Annotated in this window: 15 protein-coding genes; 7 read left to right on the plus strand and 8 right to left on the minus strand. The window is 41.1% G+C overall.

The window, feature by feature from the left end; all coding sequences use genetic code 11:
- Positions 1 to 34 precede the first annotated feature (34 nt).
- From BM380_RS15520 to BM380_RS15540, 5 genes are read right to left on the minus strand one after another with little or no spacing between them, the layout of a single operon-like run.
- Positions 35 to 694 carry a CoA transferase subunit B gene (locus BM380_RS15520; RefSeq protein WP_016899057.1) on the minus strand — a complete coding sequence of 220 codons (660 nt, stop codon included), beginning with the start codon at positions 692 to 694 and terminating at the stop codon, positions 35 to 37.
- A gap of 10 nt (positions 695 to 704) precedes the next feature.
- Positions 705 to 1,412: a CoA transferase subunit A gene (locus BM380_RS15525; RefSeq protein WP_090495093.1), complete on the minus strand. Its 708-nt coding sequence runs from the start codon at positions 1,410 to 1,412 to the stop codon at positions 705 to 707.
- A gap of 9 nt (positions 1,413 to 1,421) precedes the next feature.
- Complete coding sequence (locus BM380_RS15530) at positions 1,422 to 2,183, minus strand: 3-hydroxybutyrate dehydrogenase (RefSeq protein WP_090495095.1); 762 nt, start codon at positions 2,181 to 2,183, stop codon at positions 1,422 to 1,424.
- Between the two features lie 4 nt (positions 2,184 to 2,187).
- Positions 2,188 to 3,369, minus strand: coding sequence for an E22 family MetX-like putative esterase (locus BM380_RS15535; RefSeq protein ID WP_090495097.1), 1,182 nt, complete (start codon positions 3,367 to 3,369; stop codon positions 2,188 to 2,190).
- A gap of 9 nt (positions 3,370 to 3,378) precedes the next feature.
- Positions 3,379 to 4,680: a GntP family permease gene (locus BM380_RS15540; protein WP_090495099.1), complete on the minus strand. Its 1,302-nt coding sequence runs from the start codon at positions 4,678 to 4,680 to the stop codon at positions 3,379 to 3,381.
- A gap of 257 nt (positions 4,681 to 4,937) precedes the next feature.
- Between BM380_RS15540 and BM380_RS15545 the strand changes: the two genes are divergently transcribed.
- The 4 genes from BM380_RS15545 to BM380_RS15560 all read left to right on the plus strand — a co-directional run bounded on the left by BM380_RS15545 (position 4,938) and on the right by BM380_RS15560 (position 12,374).
- On the plus strand, positions 4,938 to 7,226 hold the full coding sequence (locus tag BM380_RS15545; RefSeq protein ID WP_090495100.1) for a TonB-dependent receptor: 2,289 nt from the start codon (positions 4,938 to 4,940) through the stop codon (positions 7,224 to 7,226).
- 102 nt (positions 7,227 to 7,328) lie between these two features.
- Positions 7,329 to 7,991: a response regulator transcription factor gene (locus BM380_RS15550; RefSeq protein ID WP_010392247.1), complete on the plus strand. Its 663-nt coding sequence runs from the start codon at positions 7,329 to 7,331 to the stop codon at positions 7,989 to 7,991.
- Between the two features lie 370 nt (positions 7,992 to 8,361).
- On the plus strand, positions 8,362 to 10,758 hold the full coding sequence (locus BM380_RS15555; RefSeq protein WP_090495102.1) for a TonB-dependent receptor: 2,397 nt from the start codon (positions 8,362 to 8,364) through the stop codon (positions 10,756 to 10,758).
- A gap of 71 nt (positions 10,759 to 10,829) precedes the next feature.
- A complete protein-coding gene (locus BM380_RS15560; protein WP_090495104.1) occupies positions 10,830 to 12,374 on the plus strand; it encodes a tetratricopeptide repeat-containing sulfotransferase family protein in 1,545 nt (514 codons plus the stop codon).
- A gap of 104 nt (positions 12,375 to 12,478) precedes the next feature.
- Here the strand turns inward: BM380_RS15560 and BM380_RS15565 are convergent, their stop codons facing one another.
- Together BM380_RS15565 and ylqF are read right to left on the minus strand one after the other, a co-directional pair.
- Positions 12,479 to 15,934, minus strand: a complete 3,456-nt coding sequence (locus BM380_RS15565) for a PAS domain-containing hybrid sensor histidine kinase/response regulator (RefSeq protein ID WP_090495106.1) — start codon at positions 15,932 to 15,934, stop codon at positions 12,479 to 12,481.
- Positions 15,935 to 16,359: 425 nt separating this feature from the next.
- On the minus strand, positions 16,360 to 17,304 hold the full coding sequence (ylqF, locus tag BM380_RS15570) for a ribosome biogenesis GTPase YlqF (protein ID WP_013466219.1): 945 nt from the start codon (positions 17,302 to 17,304) through the stop codon (positions 16,360 to 16,362).
- Positions 17,305 to 17,395: 91 nt separating this feature from the next.
- Here ylqF and BM380_RS15575 point away from each other — a divergent pair, with 91 nt between their 5' ends.
- Together BM380_RS15575 and BM380_RS15580 are read left to right on the plus strand one after the other, a co-directional pair.
- On the plus strand, positions 17,396 to 17,932 hold the full coding sequence (locus BM380_RS15575; RefSeq protein WP_090495108.1) for a YaeQ family protein: 537 nt from the start codon (positions 17,396 to 17,398) through the stop codon (positions 17,930 to 17,932).
- 184 nt (positions 17,933 to 18,116) lie between these two features.
- Positions 18,117 to 18,722, plus strand: a complete 606-nt coding sequence (locus BM380_RS15580) for a PGAP1-like alpha/beta domain-containing protein (RefSeq protein ID WP_028834704.1) — start codon at positions 18,117 to 18,119, stop codon at positions 18,720 to 18,722.
- Here the strand turns inward: BM380_RS15580 and BM380_RS15585 are convergent.
- Positions 18,719 to 18,928 (minus strand): hypothetical protein, encoded by a 210-nt coding sequence (locus BM380_RS15585; RefSeq protein WP_016899028.1) that lies wholly within the window; start codon positions 18,926 to 18,928, stop codon positions 18,719 to 18,721. The two genes, BM380_RS15580 and BM380_RS15585, sit on opposite strands and share 4 nt — an antisense overlap.
- 399 nt (positions 18,929 to 19,327) lie before the next feature.
- Between BM380_RS15585 and BM380_RS15590 the strand changes: the two genes are divergently transcribed.
- Positions 19,328 to 19,801 carry a Dps family protein gene (locus BM380_RS15590; RefSeq protein ID WP_090495109.1) on the plus strand — a complete coding sequence of 158 codons (474 nt, stop codon included), beginning with the start codon at positions 19,328 to 19,330 and terminating at the stop codon, positions 19,799 to 19,801.
- Positions 19,802 to 19,819: the final 18 nt, after the last annotated feature.

Raw genomic sequence — 19,819 nt, forward strand, 5'->3', positions numbered from 1 at the left:
CAATTATTTTGCCCCATGCAAATCGTTAGTAAAATCACTCAAAACTCATAGTTTTGACTTTGTCGCTAATAACTAAATTACCCGCAGTTTTGGCTTTGATTTCATCAATAGTCACACCGGGTGCACATTCTAATAAATGAAAAGCGCCATCTTTTATTTCTAATAGAGCCAAATCAGTAATTACTTTATTGATACAACCAACACCGGTTAACGGTAGGTTGCATTTATTCAGTAGCTTTGATTCACCGTGTTTATTAGCATGGGTCATAGTGCAAATAATGTTTTTTGCCCCCGCCACTAAATCCATCGCCCCGCCCATACCTTTGACCAATTTATTAGGGATCATCCAACTGGCAATGTTACCGTTTTGGTCCACTTCAAACGCACCCAGCACGGTTAAATCAACATGCCCACCACGGATCATGGCAAAGCTCTCAGCAGAGCTAAAAATAGCGGCACCCGTAGCTGCGGTTACTGTTTCTTTTCCTGCGTTGATCATATCGGCATCTACATTTTCAGCGGTAGGATAGGGCCCCATGCCCAGTAACCCATTTTCTGATTGCAGCATTACCTCAATGCCCTTAGGCACATAATTGGCCACCAATGTAGGTATCCCTATTCCTAAGTTAACGTAGTAGCCATCTTGTAATTCCATTGCCACGCGTTTTGCTATTTGCTCTCGTGTTAATGCCATTATGTGCTCCTTAGGACTTTGCCGCTCGAGTGGTGGTTTTTTCAATACGCTTTTCAAACTCACCTTTAATAACGCGATCGATATAAATACCTGGCGTATGAATTTGGCTTGGCTCAAGCTCTCCGGGCTCGACAATTTCTTCAACCTCTAATACGGTAATTTTACCAGCGGTGGCTGCCATAGGATTAAAGTTCATCGCTGTATGACGATAAATACAGTTACCATAGCGATCAGCCTTCCATGCTTTAACAATGGCAAAGTCACCGATTATACTGGGCTCTAATAAATATTCGCGCCCCTTGATTGAACGGGTTTCTTTACCTTCAGCCACAGGCGTACCAACACCCGTTGCGGTATAAAACGCTGGAATTCCGGCGCCGCCTGCGCGCATTTTTTCAGCTAGCGTCCCTTGTGGCGTTAGTTCAACATCTAACTCGCCACTCAGTAACTGCTGCTCAAATAACGCATTTTCGCCCACATACGAGGCAATCATTTTGCTAATTTGCTTGTCTTCAAGTAACAATCCTAATCCAAAGCCGTCAACACCACAGTTATTCGATACTAAGGTTAAGTCTCGGGTGCCTTGGCGCTTAATCTGTGCAATTAATCCTTCAGGAATACCACACAAACCAAAACCACCAGCAATCACGGTCATGCCATCTTCAAGCCCAGTCATAGCGTCACTGTAGCTTGTTACTACTTTATCAAAACCTGCCATTGGCTCCTCCTATTGTGCAGTCCAACCGCCATCAATAGCGATTGCTTGAGCGGTTATGTTGCGTGCAGCATCTGCCATTAAAAAACTCACGGTATGCAAGATTTCGTCTAAGCCGATAAATGCCTTTTTCGGCATGGGTGCCAGCATAATGGTGTCAATTACTTGTTGCTCAGAAATACCATGCTCTTTGGCTTGTGCGGCAATTTGCTGCTCCACTAATGGCGTTTTTACATACGCTGGGCACACTGTATTAATAGTAATATTGGCATCACCTGTTTCTAATGCCATGGTTTTAGCAAAGCCAATTAAGCCATGCTTCGCGGCGATATAAGCAGATTTATACTTAGAGGCCACCATGGCGTGAATAGAACCTATATTAATGATGCGGCCAAAATCTTGCTCACGCATGCGTGGCAGTACCGCTTTACTCACCATTGCGGGACCTACCAACATCACTTGCTGTAAAAGCAGCCACTTATCTGCAGGAAAGTCTTCTAATTTAGCTACATGCTGTATTCCTGCATTATTAATTAATACATCCACAGGTTGCGTAAAAGTGCTAAAAAAATCTTCAATCGCTTGGCTATCTGCCACATTCAATGCATAGCCCCGAGCAGTACCGCCCTGATTAACTATTTTTTGCGCTGCCTGTTGAGCTACCTGTTCATTAAGGTCGGTCACAATAATGCTATGCCCAGCTCGGGCTAGCTGCTCAGCAATGTGTAGCCCTATACCACTAGCCGCGCCGGTGATTAATACGTTTTTACTCATACTGCTACTCCTCTAAAAATTCACTGATCAGCTGCGCTTTAGGCGAGATTGAAAAAATTCCATCGAGATGCCCCCAGCCGCCTTCAATTTCAGAAAGCTGAACCTCTTTTCCCAGCGACTTCATTGACTCATATACAGTGCGCATATTTTCAGGGCGTAGCAGTAAATCATTGGTTGCAGGCAATAACAGTGTTTTAGCGCTAATTTTTTTAAGTGCTGCGCTTAAGTTGCCTTCCATACCGGCAGTAAACAGTTGTGATGCCCGTACCAAATACAATACATGATTTGCATCTTGAGTTTTTGCACGCGCCATTGCACGCTGTGCTAGTACTTGGTTTAACTTAGGCAAGGTACGAATGTCTTTTAACGCGCCTTCATCAAGTACGTTAAAGTCAGGGAAGCTAGCGTTATAAATAATTGGATGCATCGCATCTTGGGTAATATTTAGCATGGTTGCGGCAAGTCCATCTAATGGGCGATCCTTGTCGTAGTAATTACCTTGCTGCCAGTTTTTATCTAAACGAATGGGGAGTGCCCATTTTTCAAGCGCAGCGACAGTCCATGCATCCATGGTTGCTGCACCAATAACATGGATTAGGCGTTCAACATGATCTGGATAACGCGTTGCCCACTCTAACGCCTGAAAAGAGCCCATAGATGCGCCCATCACGGCATGTAATTTAGTAATACCCAAACTCTCTAATAAGCGTTTTTGTACGTTAACAAAATCAGTAATAGTGACCACTGGAAAATCCAAGCCATAAGGCTTACCTGTCGCAGGGTTAACTGATGCAGGACCCGTAGTGATTACGTGTGGGTCATGCCAATTAGCATTGACTAAGGTGTCAGAGCTGATCACAAAATACTTGTTAGTATCTATGGCTTTTCCTGGGCCAATTAACGCATCCCAGTACCCTGCTACGGCGTCGTCGGCTGAATATTTACCTGCTGCATGAGAGGTTCCTGAAAAATAATGAGTGATCAAGATTACATTATCTTTGGCTTTGTTAAGCTCACCATAACTTTCCCAACCAATATCAACCTGTGGCAACGTTGTACCTGAAACCGTTGTGAAGTTTTCTGTGCTGAAATGTTGCTTTTCTACTAGTAACGGCTCGGCTTTATCAGCGCCAGACACCGTACTACTAAATAAAAACAGCAACCCTATTATTAATATTGTTTTCATTGCAATTCCTTAAAAAGTGATGAATAAGCTCAGCGCAAGAGCCACCCCAACCAATGGGATAACCACCGTCAATGCGGCTAATGGCCAATAAGCGCGTTGATGTGTTTCTTTACAAATGGCACGTATAGTTGTGACCACGTAACCATTATGTGGCAGGCTGTCTAATGCACCAGAACTAATAGCAACCACTCTGTGTAATTGCTCTGGATTAACCCCCATATCCAAATATCCAGGAGCCACAAGCGGTAGTGCAATCGCTTGCCCGCCGGATGCTGAACCCGTTAATCCGGCTATTACGCTCACGGCAACAGCAGCCCCCACCAACTCATTACCTGGCATATGAGTCATAGCATCAACAGCAGCAATAAACGCCGGTGATACTTTAGCCACTGCGCCAAACCCTACTACAGCAGCAGTGTTACCTATAGCAACTAAGGCGCCAGTGGTACCCATATTGATGGCATTTGCCATGTTATGAAAATACTTATAATTGATGACCACAATACTTAAAACACCACCAAGCAACGCCACAATTAGTGCGGTTTGTTGTAAAACATCATGCAACATAAATGATAAGAGTAGCACCACCAGCAAAGGAATTACGCCGGTGATTGGATGAGGGCGTTCACGCTCTAAAATAATTGGGTCATCGTCTCTTGCAGCAAAACGCTCACCTTTGGCAACCGCCTTTTTAATCATTTTATTTAGCCAAAAGTAACCGGCTGTTGCCATAAAAATGGCCACCACTAAGCTTACCTCCCATGCCGCATAGGGTGAGGTACCTAAATGCTTTACGGGTATCCAATTTTGAATTTCAGGCGAGCCCGCAGAGGTCATAGTAAACGTCACTGAGCCAAACGCTAACGTTGCGGGTATAAAGCGCCGCGGCAAATCGGCATCTTTAAATAAACTGAGCGCCATCGGGTAAACCGAAAACGCCACAATAAATACACTGACTCCGCCATAAGTCAGCACGGCACAAGCAATCACCACCGCCAGCACCGCATGCTTCATACCTAACTTGCCAACAATGTAACTGGCTACACTATCTGCTGCACCAGTATCTTCCATAAACTTACCGAACAACGAGCCCAGTAAAAACATAAAAAACCATGCACTTAAAAATCCAGCAAAGCCATCCATGTACGCGTTAATAAAATTACTGTCGGCAGTCACCGGGAATATAGCCATCCCGCTTGTTAGTGCCACCAACAATGCACATATTGGCGCGGCAATAAATAAATTGACCCCGCGCAACGTTAAAATTATTAGCAGTATTAAACCGCCTAACAGCCCTATCATGCTCAGCATAGACATTCCTATAATTATTGTTATTACCCAGATGAGGTGACATCGCAGTAACTGTCGTTAGTTTTATCGCTCAGCGCAAATAAAGACATAGCACTAAGGTACTATACGTTATAAAACTTACACAAAAATCATATAAGTCAAGGTGTTAAGCTTTTATAGCACTATGGTACTAATTCATTTTTTAACACTATCTTCTACATTAAGTGCAGGTGACATGAGCAAACAAATAATCAACTAATAACAACAGGAACACACCAATGATAAAGCTCAAACAAAATATCACACCCGTTACACTCGCTGTTTCACTCGCCTTATTAAGTGCAACAAGTGTGGCAGCTGAACAAGCGCCTAAAGTAAAAAAAGCAGAGTTAGAGCGAATAGAAGTAACCGCTCGCAAAACCGTTGAAAACTTACAAGAAGTTCCGGTTGCCGTAACCTCAATTGGCGCACAAGAATTAGCAGAAAACGGCATCAGCGTAATGACTGAAGTACAGCAGTTTTCACCCAACACTACGCTACAATCAAGCCGAGGCACTAACTCTACCATCACTGCGTTTATTCGCGGTGTAGGTCAGCAAGACCCGCTTTGGGGCTATGAACCTGGCGTAGGTATTTACATTGATGATGTATACATCGCCCGCCCGCAAGGTGCCGTGCTCGACTTACTTGATGTACAACAAATTGAGGTGTTACGTGGCCCACAAGGTACGCTATATGGCAAAAACACCATTGGTGGTGCAGTTAAGTATGTCACCAAAGAAATGAGCGGAGATGCAACGCTAAATATTCAAGGCACCGTAGGCAGCTACAGCCAAAAAGATTTAAAAGTCACTGGGCAGCTCCCGCTTATTGACGAAAAACTCTATGTTGGTTTTGGTTTTGCCACATTGAACCGTGATGGCTATGGTGAATTTTTAACGTCAGCGCTTGATAATCAAGACCGCGAAAACTATAACAAAGATGTTACCGCAGCACGGGTTACGTTAGAGTACACCCCTACCGATGACTTATTCTTTCGTTTCGCGTGGGATAAAACTGATGATGACTCCAACGCGAAAGGCGGGTATCGCTTACTTCCAAGCTTGTTAACGAATGCGCCTGTACCCGATAGCGTGTATGGCTCTTATACTAGTTTACCTACATGGAACAAAGTAGAGCTTGAAGGTATGAGCTTAACTGCTCGTTGGGATATGAGTGCAAACACGAGTATTAAATACGTTGCAGCAACAAGAGAGAGCTATTCACCAACTAACATCGACTTTGATAATACCTCTTTACCTATTTTTGATGTTCCAGCCATTTATGACGATGAACAAACCACGCATGAGTTGCAGCTAAATCACAATGGCGATAACTATAAAATGGTCTCAGGGCTTTATTACTATGATGGCGAATCGTGTGGCCAGTTTGAAGCAATATTAGGTGTGCTTGGTCAAAGTTTAGGTGCCCCAGGGCTTACGCGTGAAGTAAGCGGTTGCAGCAATTCCACCAGTAAAGCGGCTTATATACAAGGAAGCTACGACTTTGATGAAAAATGGTCAATGACACTTGGCGCGCGCTATACCAAAGACAGCAAAGAAGCGATTGTAAATAATGGTCTTATTTTTGACATTGTTTACCCTGAATCAGGTTGGATCCCGGGTTATGTTCGCCCAGAAGGACAACTCGTGCCTACGGTACTAGATGACAGCGAAGATTGGTCACGCTTTACGCCTCGTGCGGGTGTTGAATATCAATATAATAACGACATCATGTTTTTTGCTAGTTACTCGCAAGGGTTTAAGTCAGGGACATTTAATCCACGAGCTACAACAGCAGAACCTGCAGCAAGGCCCGAAGTGGTTGACTCTATTGAGTTAGGCATGAAAAGCGAATGGAATGATAATTTACGCGCAAATTTAACTGTATTCACACTTGATCATAAAGACCGTCAATACATATCGGTATTACCCGGTGACAGCGCCGCCGATTTAAACCAGCGCTTAGGTAATATTGGCGAGTCTAAGTCTGATGGCGTTGAATTAGAACTTAGTTATGTTGCAAACGATGCACTAACTTTTGACGCGTCAATAGGTTACATCGACAGTAGTTTTGAAAATGTAATTGATACCAATCCTGATACCGGTGAAACATTTGATAAATCAGACCGTTTTAGTGTTTCAAACACCCCAGATCTAACTTTTAACTTGGGCGCTACCTATCGTTTATACACAGATATGGGCGACTTTGTTATGAATGGAAATTATTACCATCGCGGTGATTACGCACTGTTCGAAGAAGATAGCCTCTTAACACAAGACGCCTACGGATTATTAAATATTGGTGTTACTTGGTATAGCGCAGATGGCCATTGGACTGCGGGTATTTATGGTAAAAACCTAACCGATGAAGAATACATGATTGGTGGTTATCAGTTCGTGGCTCCTGACCCGTCAGATCCAACTGATACCAGCAAATACACACCGGGTCTTGGTGGCGATAATACCTTAATTGGTTATTACGGTGACCCCCGCACGATATCACTCACTGTGGGCTATCGTTTTTAAAATTTAATTTAAGCGTTAAGGTTTGTCTGTATATCCCCACAGACAAACCTTGTTTCACATCGCAAAATCACATATAACTTAATGCATTGGAGACTATTTGAAATGGCTTGTGCTGTGAATACCATAATTGCTGATGACCACCCTTTATTCAGAAGTGCGCTACGTCAAGCAGCAGCGACTTCAGTACCAGAACAATATATAAAAGAAACCAGCGATATCGACGGTTTGTTTAGCTTATTAAAATCACACCCCGAGATAGAGCTGATATTTTTAGATTTAACAATTCCTGGCGCCAATGGTTTACAAGCGCTCTCGCAACTAAGAAATCAATACCCTGATATATTAATTATTATGGTATCGGCTAACGAAACCCCCACTATCATAAAACAAGCCATGAGCTTAGGTGCTGCAGGCTATATTCCAAAGTCATCATCCCTTGATGTGATCAGTGAAGCCATTGAACATGTACTCAATGGAGACTCTTGGTTGCCAACAGATATTGACTTAACTGATGTGGTTGTTAATGACGAACAGAGCAATTTTGCCCGCAACCTAGAAAAACTCACTCCACAGCAATACCGTGTACTCGCGATGATAGCCGACGGGCTCTTGAACAAACAGATTGCCTTTGAAATGTCGATTCAAGAAACCACCATAAAACAACATGTATCGGCCATTTTGCGAAAGCTGAATGTGTATAACCGTACCCAAGCAGGCATTTTGTTTAATCAGCTATCTCAAGTTGGTAAGTTAGAGGCGAGCTAATATGAATTAATACACTTTAAGTATTTCTTTATAATCTTTTTTAAGGCTGTCTAGCTGAAATTGTTAATACATACATTAGCACCTGCAACTAGCTGGCTCATACGCGGACTGTACTGCCCACCAAACGTGCCAACCAAAAAGTTAACAAATGATGTAAAATTGCAAAAAACAAACCAAATTTAAAAAATTTCATGTTGATATTTTTATGCAATAAAAAACTAAAAAACACCGAAAAAAACCTTTTTAATGAATAACCTCCCTAGATTAATGAATATTGATTTTAAAGCCACACCCACCACACTTGATTACACCTCATTAACATGCTTTCTTGATATAAAACAATAATCAAACAAACATTCACAGGGTCAAAATGAAAAAGTTTAAAAGAAAAATTCTTGCTTGCGCAATTACAACTCAATTAATCACCTCTTATCATGCCTCAGCAGAAGAAAAGCCTAAAGTTGATAAAGAAATTGAACAGATTGAGGTTACTGCTACACGTCGCTCAGGTTCAATTCAAGAGGCTCCTTTAAATATTACAGCGCTTAATAGTGATGTCATAAAGGATCAAAACATTGGTGATTTAGAAGATGTAGCTCGTTGGGTCCCAGGCCTAACAGTTTCAGATCAAGGTGGTCGTGAAGGCTCTCCAATTATTGTTCGAGGTTTAAATACTAACTCGTCAGATCGCGGCTCTGATGGGGGCACTGTAGCTACTTATGTTGGTGAAATACCGCTTAATATTAATCTTCGCTTGACTGATATTGATCGAGTCGAAGTATTAATTGGCCCGCAAGGTACCTTATATGGTGCTGGTACTTTAGGTGGTGCTATACGCTATTTATTAAAGCAACCACAATTAGACATTACTGAAGGTAGCGTGAGTGGCGATTTATTCGCAATTAATGAAAGCGATGATACTGGGGGTGAGTTTGGTCTGGTATTTAATACCCCGCTTATCGATGACGTATTAGCCGTTCGTGCCAGCGTTAATCATTATGACAGACCTGGTTATATTGATTATAAATACGTAGTACGAAACCCAGGGGTCTCAAACCCTAATCCAGATTTTACAAACCAAGATGATATTGATGAAAACTTACAACGCGTTAATGACGTTAACGATGAGCAAATCACTACGGGACGCTTTTCTGTTCGTTGGCAGCCAAACTCATCAATTGATGCAACACTCAATTACTTTTATCAAAAACAAGAAAATGGCGGCAACTCAACGTCACAATATGGCGCATTAGCAAATAGCAGCGCACTTCAAGGTACTGTAGGTAAATATGAAAACGCAGCTCGCGTGCTTGAACCGGGCGAGCAAGAAAACGATTTACTTAGCTTAGAAATCAAAGCTGATTTAGGCTTTGCTGAACTTGTATCAGCCTCTGGTTGGTCAAGCTATGAGCAGTCTGGGCAGCGAGATCAAACCGACTTACTTTATGATATTTGGACTGGTTACGCTGATTTTCCTGCATTTGTTGGTCAAACTTTAGATACTTCAGATCAAGATAACTTCACTCAAGAATTGCGTTTAGTATCGGCTTCAGAGGGCCCATTAAGTTGGATTGTAGGCGGCTACTATAATAAGCAAGAAAACTTATCAGATGACCGCGAATATACCCCAGGCTTAACTGACTTTTGGGGCGGTGGTATTGCGAACGTACAAAAAGATCTAGAATATATCGCCCTTAGTAATTCAGAAATAACAGAAAAAGCATTATTTGGTGAGGCTGGCTATAGCTTTACTGATCAGTTTGATATCACTTTGGGCGCGCGTTTATATGAATATGATATCTCCACCAATGCAGGGTCAGCTACACCACTTTATTCTGGCAATTTCTCGTCTCTTGACCAAATTGAGATGGAAAATGTTAGCGCCAATGATAACGGTAATCTATTTAAGTTTAATGCAAACTATACGTTTGATTCTGGTGTACTCGCTTACTTTACTGTCAGTGAAGGGTTTCGAATTGGTGGCGGTAATGGTATTGCGCCGTGTCCAGATGTGTTACCAGAACAGCAAATTGTTTGTGCTCTTCCAAGTGAAGAAGACTATAAGGCTGATACTACGGTAAACTATGAAATTGGCTTTAAATCAACCTGGCTCAGAAATCGATTGCACTTTAATGCAGCACTCTTTAATGTTGACTGGAATGACGCCCAGGTGGGTAGCTCTACTGTTAATGGCCAAGAGCTTATTACATCAAATGCAGGCTCAGCAAACTCAAAAGGCGTAGAAATTTCATCTCGTGCAATCATTGGCGATCACTGGACAGCTTATGCGACTTACGCTTATGCAAAAGCAGAACTAACTGAAGATGCACCAGATTTATTTGGTATTGGCATTGGCGCTATGAATGGGGATCGATTACCCGGCGCCCCTGAGCATCAGTTTTCATTCGGCCTTCGTTATGAGCAAGATGTGCTAGACGATAAACTACTGAGCGTTAACTACGGTATGACTGCACAAAGCGATATGATTACCAAAGTAGGCTTAAGAGACGATGGTGAGACATTAGCTGGCTATTCATTAAGCAACTTATCAGCTAAGTTAACAGGTGATATGTGGTCAGCTACATTATATATCGACAACCTGTTCGATAAGTATGCTTTTACTTCGGTACGCCGTGATAAGTCATGGGCTGGTATGTCGACCTCTGGCGCTAATAAAGCGTTACCTGAATTACAACGCGTATACGCTCACTATACAACAACTCCTCGCACTATTGGTATGAAGTTTACTTATAACTTTGAACTATAAAACTGAGCGATAGTTAAAAGCCTTGTTGATAATCAGCAAGGCTTTATTATTACCTCTAGTTAAGGTTATTTATGCTAACAGCACATCAACATCAGTTAAAAACACAGGTATTTACAGCAATAAACAATAACCAGTTATCTGTCGCTCACCAACTGCTAGTTAAGCAATTACAGTACGATGCGACAGACCATTTTTGCTATTATCTACTAGCCGAAGTGAATATTGCTGCAGGCGACAGCTACAAAGCCATACAACTGATAGAAAAAGCCTTAACAATCAATAACCATCCTTTATATGTGCTGCATTTATCTAAGCTAATGATACTAAAGGGTGACGTAACAATGGCGACCAGTTACTATCAGGAAGCTATCAAGTATCAAGGTTATGGGCCTCTAGAGTGGGATACATTAGCTAATATAGCGACTCGACTTGGTGACTATGAACATGCTTTAGCATGGCAAAAAATAGCTTATGAAGCCGCACCTACACACCCCAAAATTAATTACAACTTAGCCATTGCCTATAAAATAAATGGCCAATTAGATCACGCAAAAACGCTATTATTAGCGCTTATAAAACGCGAGCCAAGTTACTTACAAGCACATTACTCTCTTGCAGAACTAAATACCTCAACTGAAGCAAAAACACATATTACCGAGCTAAAAAAACGACTTAGTAGTAGCTTAACTGCAACAGAACAGCAAATGATTTATCACAGTTTGGCACTAAATCACGAACATATTGGTGATTATGAACAAGCTTTTAGTTACTTTCGTGATAGTAAATTGGCTATAAAACATCAAGTAAACTATGAAGCCAGCAAACACCAAATATTTTGCCAACAATTAATAGCATTAAGTGAAAAGATTCAATTAACAGCAAAAAACGCTGACTTCTCACCCATATTTGTCATGGGTATGCCTCGTTCTGGTACCACATTAGTAGAAAAAATTATTAATCAAAGTACCGAGGTGACCGGCCTTGGGGAGCTAAATGACATTGCACAGCTACTTCAAAGCACTGCGGCGTCAAAACATGTTTTAGATATCAGTATGATTGAGCAGGCATTTCAAAAGTTTACGCTTGATAACCCCTTAAATGGCTACCAATCGCGCTGCGAAAGCATGATGACTTCACCTAGAAGCTGTGACAAGCAACCCTTTAATTTTTACTTTATTGATTTTATTTTAGCTGCGTTTCCAGAGGCAAAAATAGTCTGTATGCTGCGCGATCCTGTGGATAGCTGTATTGCAAATTACAGGCAGCTATATAGCCCGCACAGTGCATTTCATCATTACAGCTATGACTTACAAGATATTGCTCATTTTTATCAAGATTATAAGTTACTTATCAACCACTTTCAGAAAAAGTATCCTAATAATGTAATGATTCAACACTATGAAGAGCTAGTAACAGATGCCACCTTGCAAACTCAAACATTATTTAATTTTTGTAATTTACAATGGCAGCCCAGCTGTTTAGCGTTTTATAAAAGCAACAGCGCCTCGGCTACTGCTAGCAAAGTGCAAATTCGCCAACCACTCAATAGTAAGAGTATTGGCTACTGGCAACATTATCAGCAAGCCTGTGATATGTTATCGAGTAAGTTTAATTAATCGATAATAATTAGCAAGTCATGCCTTTCACCCGCAATTAGTGATTCAAACATAGCTAAAAATCATGAAAAACAAGGCTCTGGTGTGTTATTAACCCACTTACCTTAAAGTAAAGTCAGTCGTTTTATCATTCTTTTTAATGCCGGTGCTTTAAGTGGTTTGTACAATAAAGGATAACCTGCATCAAGTACGCGCTCGCGTATTTGCTCATCGTGGTTTGCAGTATTAACAATGGCAGGCAACGTCATTAATCCTGCTTGTTCAATCACCTCAAGCCCCGTTACACCATCATCCAATTGATAATCAACAATAAGTAGTTGTGGTAGTGTATTTTCTGCTTTGAGTTGCTCAAGTTCAATTAAGTTAGTGGCGGTGGCAATTTCACAGCCCCAGTTTTCTAGCAACTGTTTTAGCGCTTCAAGTACATTACGATCGTTATCCACAAGCCAAATACATAAACGACCCAATTCAGTTTCTGAATTGGCAGGTACATGCGCAGTGGCTGGTGTTTTTAAACTAGGTTTGCATGGCATGGTTAAAGTAAATTGAGTGCCTTTATTAAGCTGAGAGCCCATTACCAAAGGAATATTTAATAAATCACAAATACGTTTGGTGATAGAAAGCCCCAATCCTAATCCCTCGGCGTTAGGTTTATCGCCCAGCTGCTTAAATTCTTGATAAATACTCTGCTGATCACTGGTAGCAATGCCTATGCCTGTATCTTCAATCACAAACGATACATGATGTTCATCAAGTAAAACTTTTAAACGTACTTCACCATACTCTGTGTAGCGTATAGCATTACTAAGTAGGTTTCGTAGTACACGCTTAAGTAATGCTTTGTCGGTATAAATTCGCGCATCGCACGACTCAACGATAAAACCGAGGCCTTTTTCTTGAGCTAGTGCTAAATAATCATTACGCAGTGGCTCTATTAAACTACTCACATTAAATTCCGTTAACTGCACTTTAAACGAACCTGAATCGAGTTTAGTTAACTCTAAAATACTCGAAAGTAGCTCTTCTGCACTTGCTAAGGAATTTTTAATATTCATAGCTAGATCTTTAAGCTCAGTATCTTGGGCTTTTTCGTTCATTAGCGAACAAAATAAACTTGCGGCATTAAATGGCTGCAATAAATCGTGACTCGCCGCGGCAAAAAAACGCGTTTTACTTACTGTTGCCTGCTCTGCTACTTGCTTAGCTTTAGAAAGCGCTTGGTTAGCCTGTGTTAATGCTGCAGTGCGCGTAGCCACTTTTTCTTCAAGACTAACATTCGCTTCGGTGAGTGCTTTTTGTTGTTTTACAAACTCACTTATGTCGGTGTAGGTCGTTACAAACCCACCGCCAGGTAAAGGGTTACCTTGCATTTCAAATACTCGGCCATCACTATGTGCGCGTTGATATTTATACGCGCTGCCTTGTTTTAAATAGGCTAAACGCTTATCGACTTCTGTATTAATATCCTCACCACGAAATAAGCCTCGCTCAGCGTTAAAGCGAATAATATCGGCAACGGGTCGGCCTATATACAAAGCACTATCGGGGTAATTAAACATGTGCTTATAGCCCTGATTCCAAGCGACCAAACGCAACTCACTATCTACTACGCTAATCCCTTGTTGAATGTTTTCAATGGTAGATTGCAGTAAATCACGATTAAATTTAAGCACTTGGCTAGCTTCATCGACAAACTCAGCAACTTGCTCTAAAGGCTGACGCTGCTCATTTTTCGCTACATCTAAAATTAGCCGTGCTGATGCACCACCAATAACCGCTGACATTTCACGCTCAACTAATAACTCAAGCTCAACATTAGCAATCCGTTTCCATTGGCTTTTGTCATGCGGAAAATACTGCTGCACTAAAGAATGGCTCGCGTCTTTTTCAGCAAAACGCTGTAGTAATGCCCCTAAATCTTCATAATTGAGTGGCTGTAATGTGGTGTTTAATCGCGAGTCGTTTAATTGAGATATGAACTTATTGCTTTGCAGGCGCTCAGCAAGCGTTGCACGACTAAATAGTGGTACAAGCAAATACACTAACGTATTAAACCCTAACGACAACAGTAATGATTGGCTAATACTTTCTAAATTCAATGAAAGTAAATTAGTGGGCGCTAACCAAGCAACTTGCCATGGCCCTTCTATTAACCAACTACTTTGGCTGCCAAAACCACTGGCTAAATTAGGTAGCAGTAAAGTGTAACCCCAAATTACAAAGCCACTTAAAATACCGAGCTGTGCACCACGACACGATGCGTGGCGCCACCATAAACCAATAATCATCGCAGGAGCAAATTGCGCAACTAAGGTAAACGACATAAGCCCAACGGTTGCAAGAGTGGTGGTTTCTGCCAGCACTCTATGAGTGAAATAGCTGAGTAATAAAATAAGTACAATTACAATTTTACGCGCATGCAATAAGTTGTTTTTATCCAATCCTCGGCTGCTTGACGTTAACTGTGAGCGACGCAAAATAAACTGATTAATAAAATCATTAGTGATCATCACCGACAGCACAATTGCCGACACAATCACCATACTTGTGGCCGCTGAAAAGCCACCTAAAAAGGCCAGTAAGGTTACCCCGCTATTATCTGTCGCCATTGGCAGCGCTAATACGAAGGTATCTTGACCAACGCTACTATCACTAAAATAAACCAGCCCAGCGTAAGCTATAGGTAAAATAAATAAGTTGATCAGTAATAAATACAACGGAAATAACCAGCGAGCTGTTGCCAGCTCATTATTGTTATTGTTTTCAATAAAGCTCATATGAAACTGACGCGGCAAACATAACGTTGCCAGTATCCCCAACAAGGTATGTGCAACATAAACATAAACGGGGCTTTGAGTCGCGGCAACGTGTGTTGGTATGTTTAGCGCTTGCGCCTGTTCATACAGAGCAATAGGGCTATCAAATATAGAAAAACACACATACAAGCCCACCGCAATAAAGGCAAGTAACTTAACAATTGATTCAAAGGCAATACTGGCAATTAACCCGGGGTTATGCTCACTGGGCTTAAGCCTGCGAGCGCCAAATAAAATAGCAAATAAAGCCAGCAATAACGTAATATAAAACGTACTGTCTGCCCATACTTGGTTACTTTGAGTGGGGGCTCGGTCGGTGAGTAAATTAATACTTTGTGCGGTCGCACTAAGTTGTAAAGAAATATACGGTACAATTGCTATCACTGAAATAAGTGAGATAAGCCCTGACAAACTCGACGACTGCCCATAGCGAGTAGCAATAAAGTCAGCCATAGAGGTAAGCTTTTGCTGTCGACAAATATGCGCAATACGACAATACAGCTGCCAGCCAAAAATAAATAATATAATCGTGCCCGCATAGGTAGGCGCCAACCACCAGCCATTACTAGCCGCTTGTGCTGTGGTGCCGTAAAAAGCCCATGAGGTACAATAAACACCCAATGACAGCCCGTAGGTTAAACCTTTAAAAGGAAGCACCTTACGCCTATCCGCCCAGCCCGCAACTGCAAATAATATCCCTAGATACACCACAGCAATAAGGCTAATAAACCAAATTGAAAACATATTTTTGTTCTTGTTATTATTTTTATAATACTTAACTTAGCATAAGGGGATGTATAGCAAAAAGCAGCACTTACTTTAGTGCTATAAATGAACAAAAAGTTAAAATAAGAATTATTTGCATTTAGGTGTTGACAGTTATTTAAATCTAATTGATAATCACTATCAACAAGACGAAGCATACTTCTTGTGACGGAAAAGTTCATTTGTTTCTCGACCCTGAAACAACGTGTGGCGCACGTTAACAGCTATGGAAACCTGTTATAAACCACAACGCCCCTTGCTGTTTATGACCTGTTTCCGCCCTACTCATTTACTTGCTACATTGCTCATATCGGTGACGGTAGATATGAAACTAAAAAAGCCCTTACGGGCTTTTTTTATGTCTGTAATTTAGTGCGTAAGGCCTTAACCTGCGCTTTTATAAATTAACGACGGTTTTTTCGTGCACGTGCTCGGCGTTGTTTTTTCTCTTCTTCTTTGGCTTGCTTTTTCGCCTCTGCTGCCGCGCGCAATTCAGCCACCATTATTTCTTCTTCTTCACGCATAGCAGGTGTTTCCATGGTAATACGACCAATAATGCCATCTCGTAATTCATTAATTAGAATTTCCGACATTTTATACGTATCGATTTGGTTACCACCGCGAATACAGCCGCGCTTTTTACCCGCCATTTCAACAAACTCCCAATCGCTTTCTGGCAGTTCATCTAATTTATAGCGCGCTTTTAAAAGCTCAGGATAAGCATGCAATAAATACTCAGCGGTGTAACTTGCCACTTCTTCGTACTCAATAGCGGTATCACGTATCGCACCGGTTGCGCCTAAACGATAACCTGAGTTTTCGTTCTCTACTTTTGGCCACAGCATCCCAGGCGTATCGTAAAGCATAATGCCATCATCAAGTTTAATACGTTGCTGCGCCTTAGTAACTGCAGGCTCGTTACCCGTTTTAGCCACTATACGCCCAGCAAGCACATTTATGAGCGTCGATTTACCTACGTTAGGAATACCCATAATCATGGCTTTAATTTGCTTATCGGCACCGACTTTATGTGGCACTAACTTTTTACACAGCTCATTAATTCGATGCACTTCTGCGGCTTTATCGTTACCAAATGCAATGGCTTTTACGCCATTTTCTTGCTCAAAATAGTCTTTCCAGGTTTGCGTCATTTTAGGATCAGCTAAATCGGCTTTATTGAGAATTTTGATGACCGGCTTACCTTCACGCAGGGTAGCCACCATCGGGTTTTCGCTACTGTAAGGAATGCGCGCATCTAGCACTTCAATGATCACATCCATTTGTGGCATTATTTCTTTAATTTCATTTCGGGCTTTATTCATGTGCCCAGGGAACCACTGGATAGCCATTTTTAACTCCTAAAATATAATTTGTAGCTATTTTAACTGGCAATTCATTTAATTGCGCTATACTGACGCAAATTTTTTCATATAAGACACTATGGCTCTCAAATCTACCATCATGAAGGCGCAGTTATCACTTAGCGATATGGACCGTCACGTATACCAAGACTTTAACCTGACCTTGGCACAACACCCATCAGAAACAGATCAGCGGTTGATGATCCGCTTACTCGCTTTTGCACTTAATAGCTGTGATGGTTTAGAGTTTACCAAAGGGTTAAGCGCTGATGATGAGCCGGAGCTTTGGCATGTCAATTACAGTGAAGAAATAGAGCTGTGGATTGAGCTGGGGTTACCAGATGAAAAGCGCCTTAAAAAAGCCTGTAATAAAGCTAAAAAAGTAATTTTATATACCTATGGCGAGAATAACCAAGCTATTTGGTGGCAAAAGCATCAGCCTAAATTGTATGAGTTTAAAAACTTAAGCATCTTTAGTCTTGATTATGCTGCTACTCAGCTATTAGCTGCGTTGATTGATCGTAATATTAAATTGGCAATTACCATTCAAGATGGTGAAGTTTGGGTTAATACCGACACTACCAATATTGAGATAAAACCTCAGCAATTAATGTAACTAGAATAGGTTATACCAATTGCATTAAATTAGTTATCTATTATAGCGACAAATAAATAAGTCGGTAACAAGGCGAAAATTATGACATATAGTTGTTCTATATAAATAATTTTTAACGTAGGTAGCGGATTATTTAATACGCTAGAATGATCATGTTTTTAATAAAATTGGTATTAGGGGGCGTATGAAAGTTAAACACGTGATTGTTTTACATGGCTTATATATGTCTGGCTTAGTGATGCGCCCGTTGTGCTCACGCTTGGAGGAGTCGGGGGTGAAAGTTTTAAACCTAACCTACAATACGCGTGACCCTAATCGGGATGCTATTTTTTCGCAAATAGATGAATTTATTGGCAACGAGCCTTCTGCTTTAGTGTGTCACTCTATGGGGGGCTTAGTTGCTCGCGCCTATTTAGAGGCAAACTCAGCGCCAAGTCATCATGTTGAAAAGGTAATCACCTTAGGAACGCCACATACTGGCAGCCATATTGCTGAAAAAATGCAGCAAAAAGGGTTCGAGCTATTATTAAAAAATAGCGTTGAGTTTTTACTCTCTAAGAATGGTGATTGGCCTTTTAAAGCCAAGCTATATAGCATTGCCGGCGACTTACCGATTGGCTTAATGCCACTCATTGTAAAAGGCAGCCGCTCTGATGGCACCGTATTACTAGATGAAACAAAGCTAAAGGGTATGGCCGAACATAAGGTATTTCACTTAAGCCATACCAGTATGATTTACTCACGCCAAGTCGTTAATTATATTCTTGAGCGCTTGAATGAGGACATTTAGTCCTCGGCTGCAGCCGCCACTTTGTAGCTGATCAAAAATATAATACCTAGCACTAAGGGCATTGGTGCAGCAATATAGCCAAAGGCATCAGAGTTTGCAAAACTCGCACCCGCTAAGTGCGCAACTAACCCTAATACAAACCCTAGCAAAGCAATACCAATAACGATGAGTTCAGCTTTATTTTCTTTACGTGTTTTAGCTTCCATAATTTCTCTCCGCATCTAATCAAGTAGCCCCTTAACTCAATAAAGTGATCCCTATCAAGTTGGGTTATAGTGATTATGCGCTTTACTTATGAGCGTTTTTTGACCTACATCAATAAATAAAATAAGTGTGCGCTGCGCCTGTCAAAAGCTTGTTTTAGATCATATTTTGTACTCACAAAATAAACAATTTCGCTGCTCAAGGTAGTATTTTTATAAACACAACCCATATCTATTGAACAGCGTTAGCTAACTTATTTAAAAAGTCGAGCTACGGTGATAGCTTTTAGCTATGACACCAATATGTATAAACGATTTTATTAATACACCATCTTAGGTAATACTGACTGTATTGAGCAAGGTGTAAACAAATTCATAAAACGGTTATTTAAGGAGCAAAGTATGTCGCAAGTAAATGCAATTGGTTTAAACAGTACAAAAAGTGAAGATATTATTAAGTCACTGAATACGCTTTTAAGCAGCTATCAAATTCAATATATGAATGCGCGCGGTTTTCACTGGAATATTAAAGGCCGAAACTTTTTTGAATTACATTTAAAGTTTGAAGAAATTTATAACTTACTACTGTTAAAAGTAGATGAAATCGCAGAACGTATTTTAACGCTTGATAGTGCACCGCTACATGCATTTTCAGATTACTTAGAAGTAAGTGAAATTAAAGAAGCAAAAGGGATCAGCGACGGCGTAACCGCAGTAGAGAACTTACTTGCCGGATACAGCAGCTTAATTAAAATGCAGCGCGATATTCTTGCACAAGCCGCTGAAGCTGATGATGAAGGTACCGCGTCATTAATGAGTGACTACATTAAAGAGCAAGAAAAACTAGTGTGGATGTTAAAAGCCTACCTAGATTAAGTTATTTTAAAAAATAGA

This window comes from Pseudoalteromonas sp. DSM 26666 (assembly GCF_900116475.1).
In the GTDB taxonomy this organism is placed as follows: Bacteria; Pseudomonadota; Gammaproteobacteria; order Enterobacterales; family Alteromonadaceae; genus Pseudoalteromonas; species Pseudoalteromonas tetraodonis.

Excerpts from the sequence above, each read along its gene's own strand:
- BM380_RS15520 (WP_016899057.1), bottom strand. The coding sequence starts at position 694 with ATGGCATTAACACGAGAGCAAATAGCAAAACGCGTGGCAATGGAATTA.
- BM380_RS15525 (WP_090495093.1), bottom strand. The coding sequence starts at position 1,412 with ATGGCAGGTTTTGATAAAGTAGTAACAAGCTACAGTGACGCTATGACT.
- BM380_RS15530 (WP_090495095.1), bottom strand. The coding sequence starts at position 2,183 with ATGAGTAAAAACGTATTAATCACCGGCGCGGCTAGTGGTATAGGGCTA.
- BM380_RS15535 (WP_090495097.1), bottom strand. The coding sequence starts at position 3,369 with ATGAAAACAATATTAATAATAGGGTTGCTGTTTTTATTTAGTAGTACG.
- BM380_RS15540 (WP_090495099.1), bottom strand. The coding sequence starts at position 4,680 with ATGCTGAGCATGATAGGGCTGTTAGGCGGTTTAATACTGCTAATAATT.
- BM380_RS15545 (WP_090495100.1), top strand. The coding sequence starts at position 4,938 with ATGATAAAGCTCAAACAAAATATCACACCCGTTACACTCGCTGTTTCA.
- BM380_RS15550 (WP_010392247.1), top strand. The coding sequence starts at position 7,329 with ATGGCTTGTGCTGTGAATACCATAATTGCTGATGACCACCCTTTATTC.
- BM380_RS15555 (WP_090495102.1), top strand. The coding sequence starts at position 8,362 with ATGAAAAAGTTTAAAAGAAAAATTCTTGCTTGCGCAATTACAACTCAA.
- BM380_RS15560 (WP_090495104.1), top strand. The coding sequence starts at position 10,830 with ATGCTAACAGCACATCAACATCAGTTAAAAACACAGGTATTTACAGCA.
- BM380_RS15565 (WP_090495106.1), bottom strand. The coding sequence starts at position 15,934 with ATGTTTTCAATTTGGTTTATTAGCCTTATTGCTGTGGTGTATCTAGGG.
- ylqF (WP_013466219.1), bottom strand. The coding sequence starts at position 17,304 with ATGGCTATCCAGTGGTTCCCTGGGCACATGAATAAAGCCCGAAATGAA.
- BM380_RS15575 (WP_090495108.1), top strand. The coding sequence starts at position 17,396 with ATGGCTCTCAAATCTACCATCATGAAGGCGCAGTTATCACTTAGCGAT.
- BM380_RS15580 (WP_028834704.1), top strand. The coding sequence starts at position 18,117 with ATGAAAGTTAAACACGTGATTGTTTTACATGGCTTATATATGTCTGGC.
- BM380_RS15585 (WP_016899028.1), bottom strand. The coding sequence starts at position 18,928 with ATGGAAGCTAAAACACGTAAAGAAAATAAAGCTGAACTCATCGTTATT.
- BM380_RS15590 (WP_090495109.1), top strand. The coding sequence starts at position 19,328 with ATGTCGCAAGTAAATGCAATTGGTTTAAACAGTACAAAAAGTGAAGAT.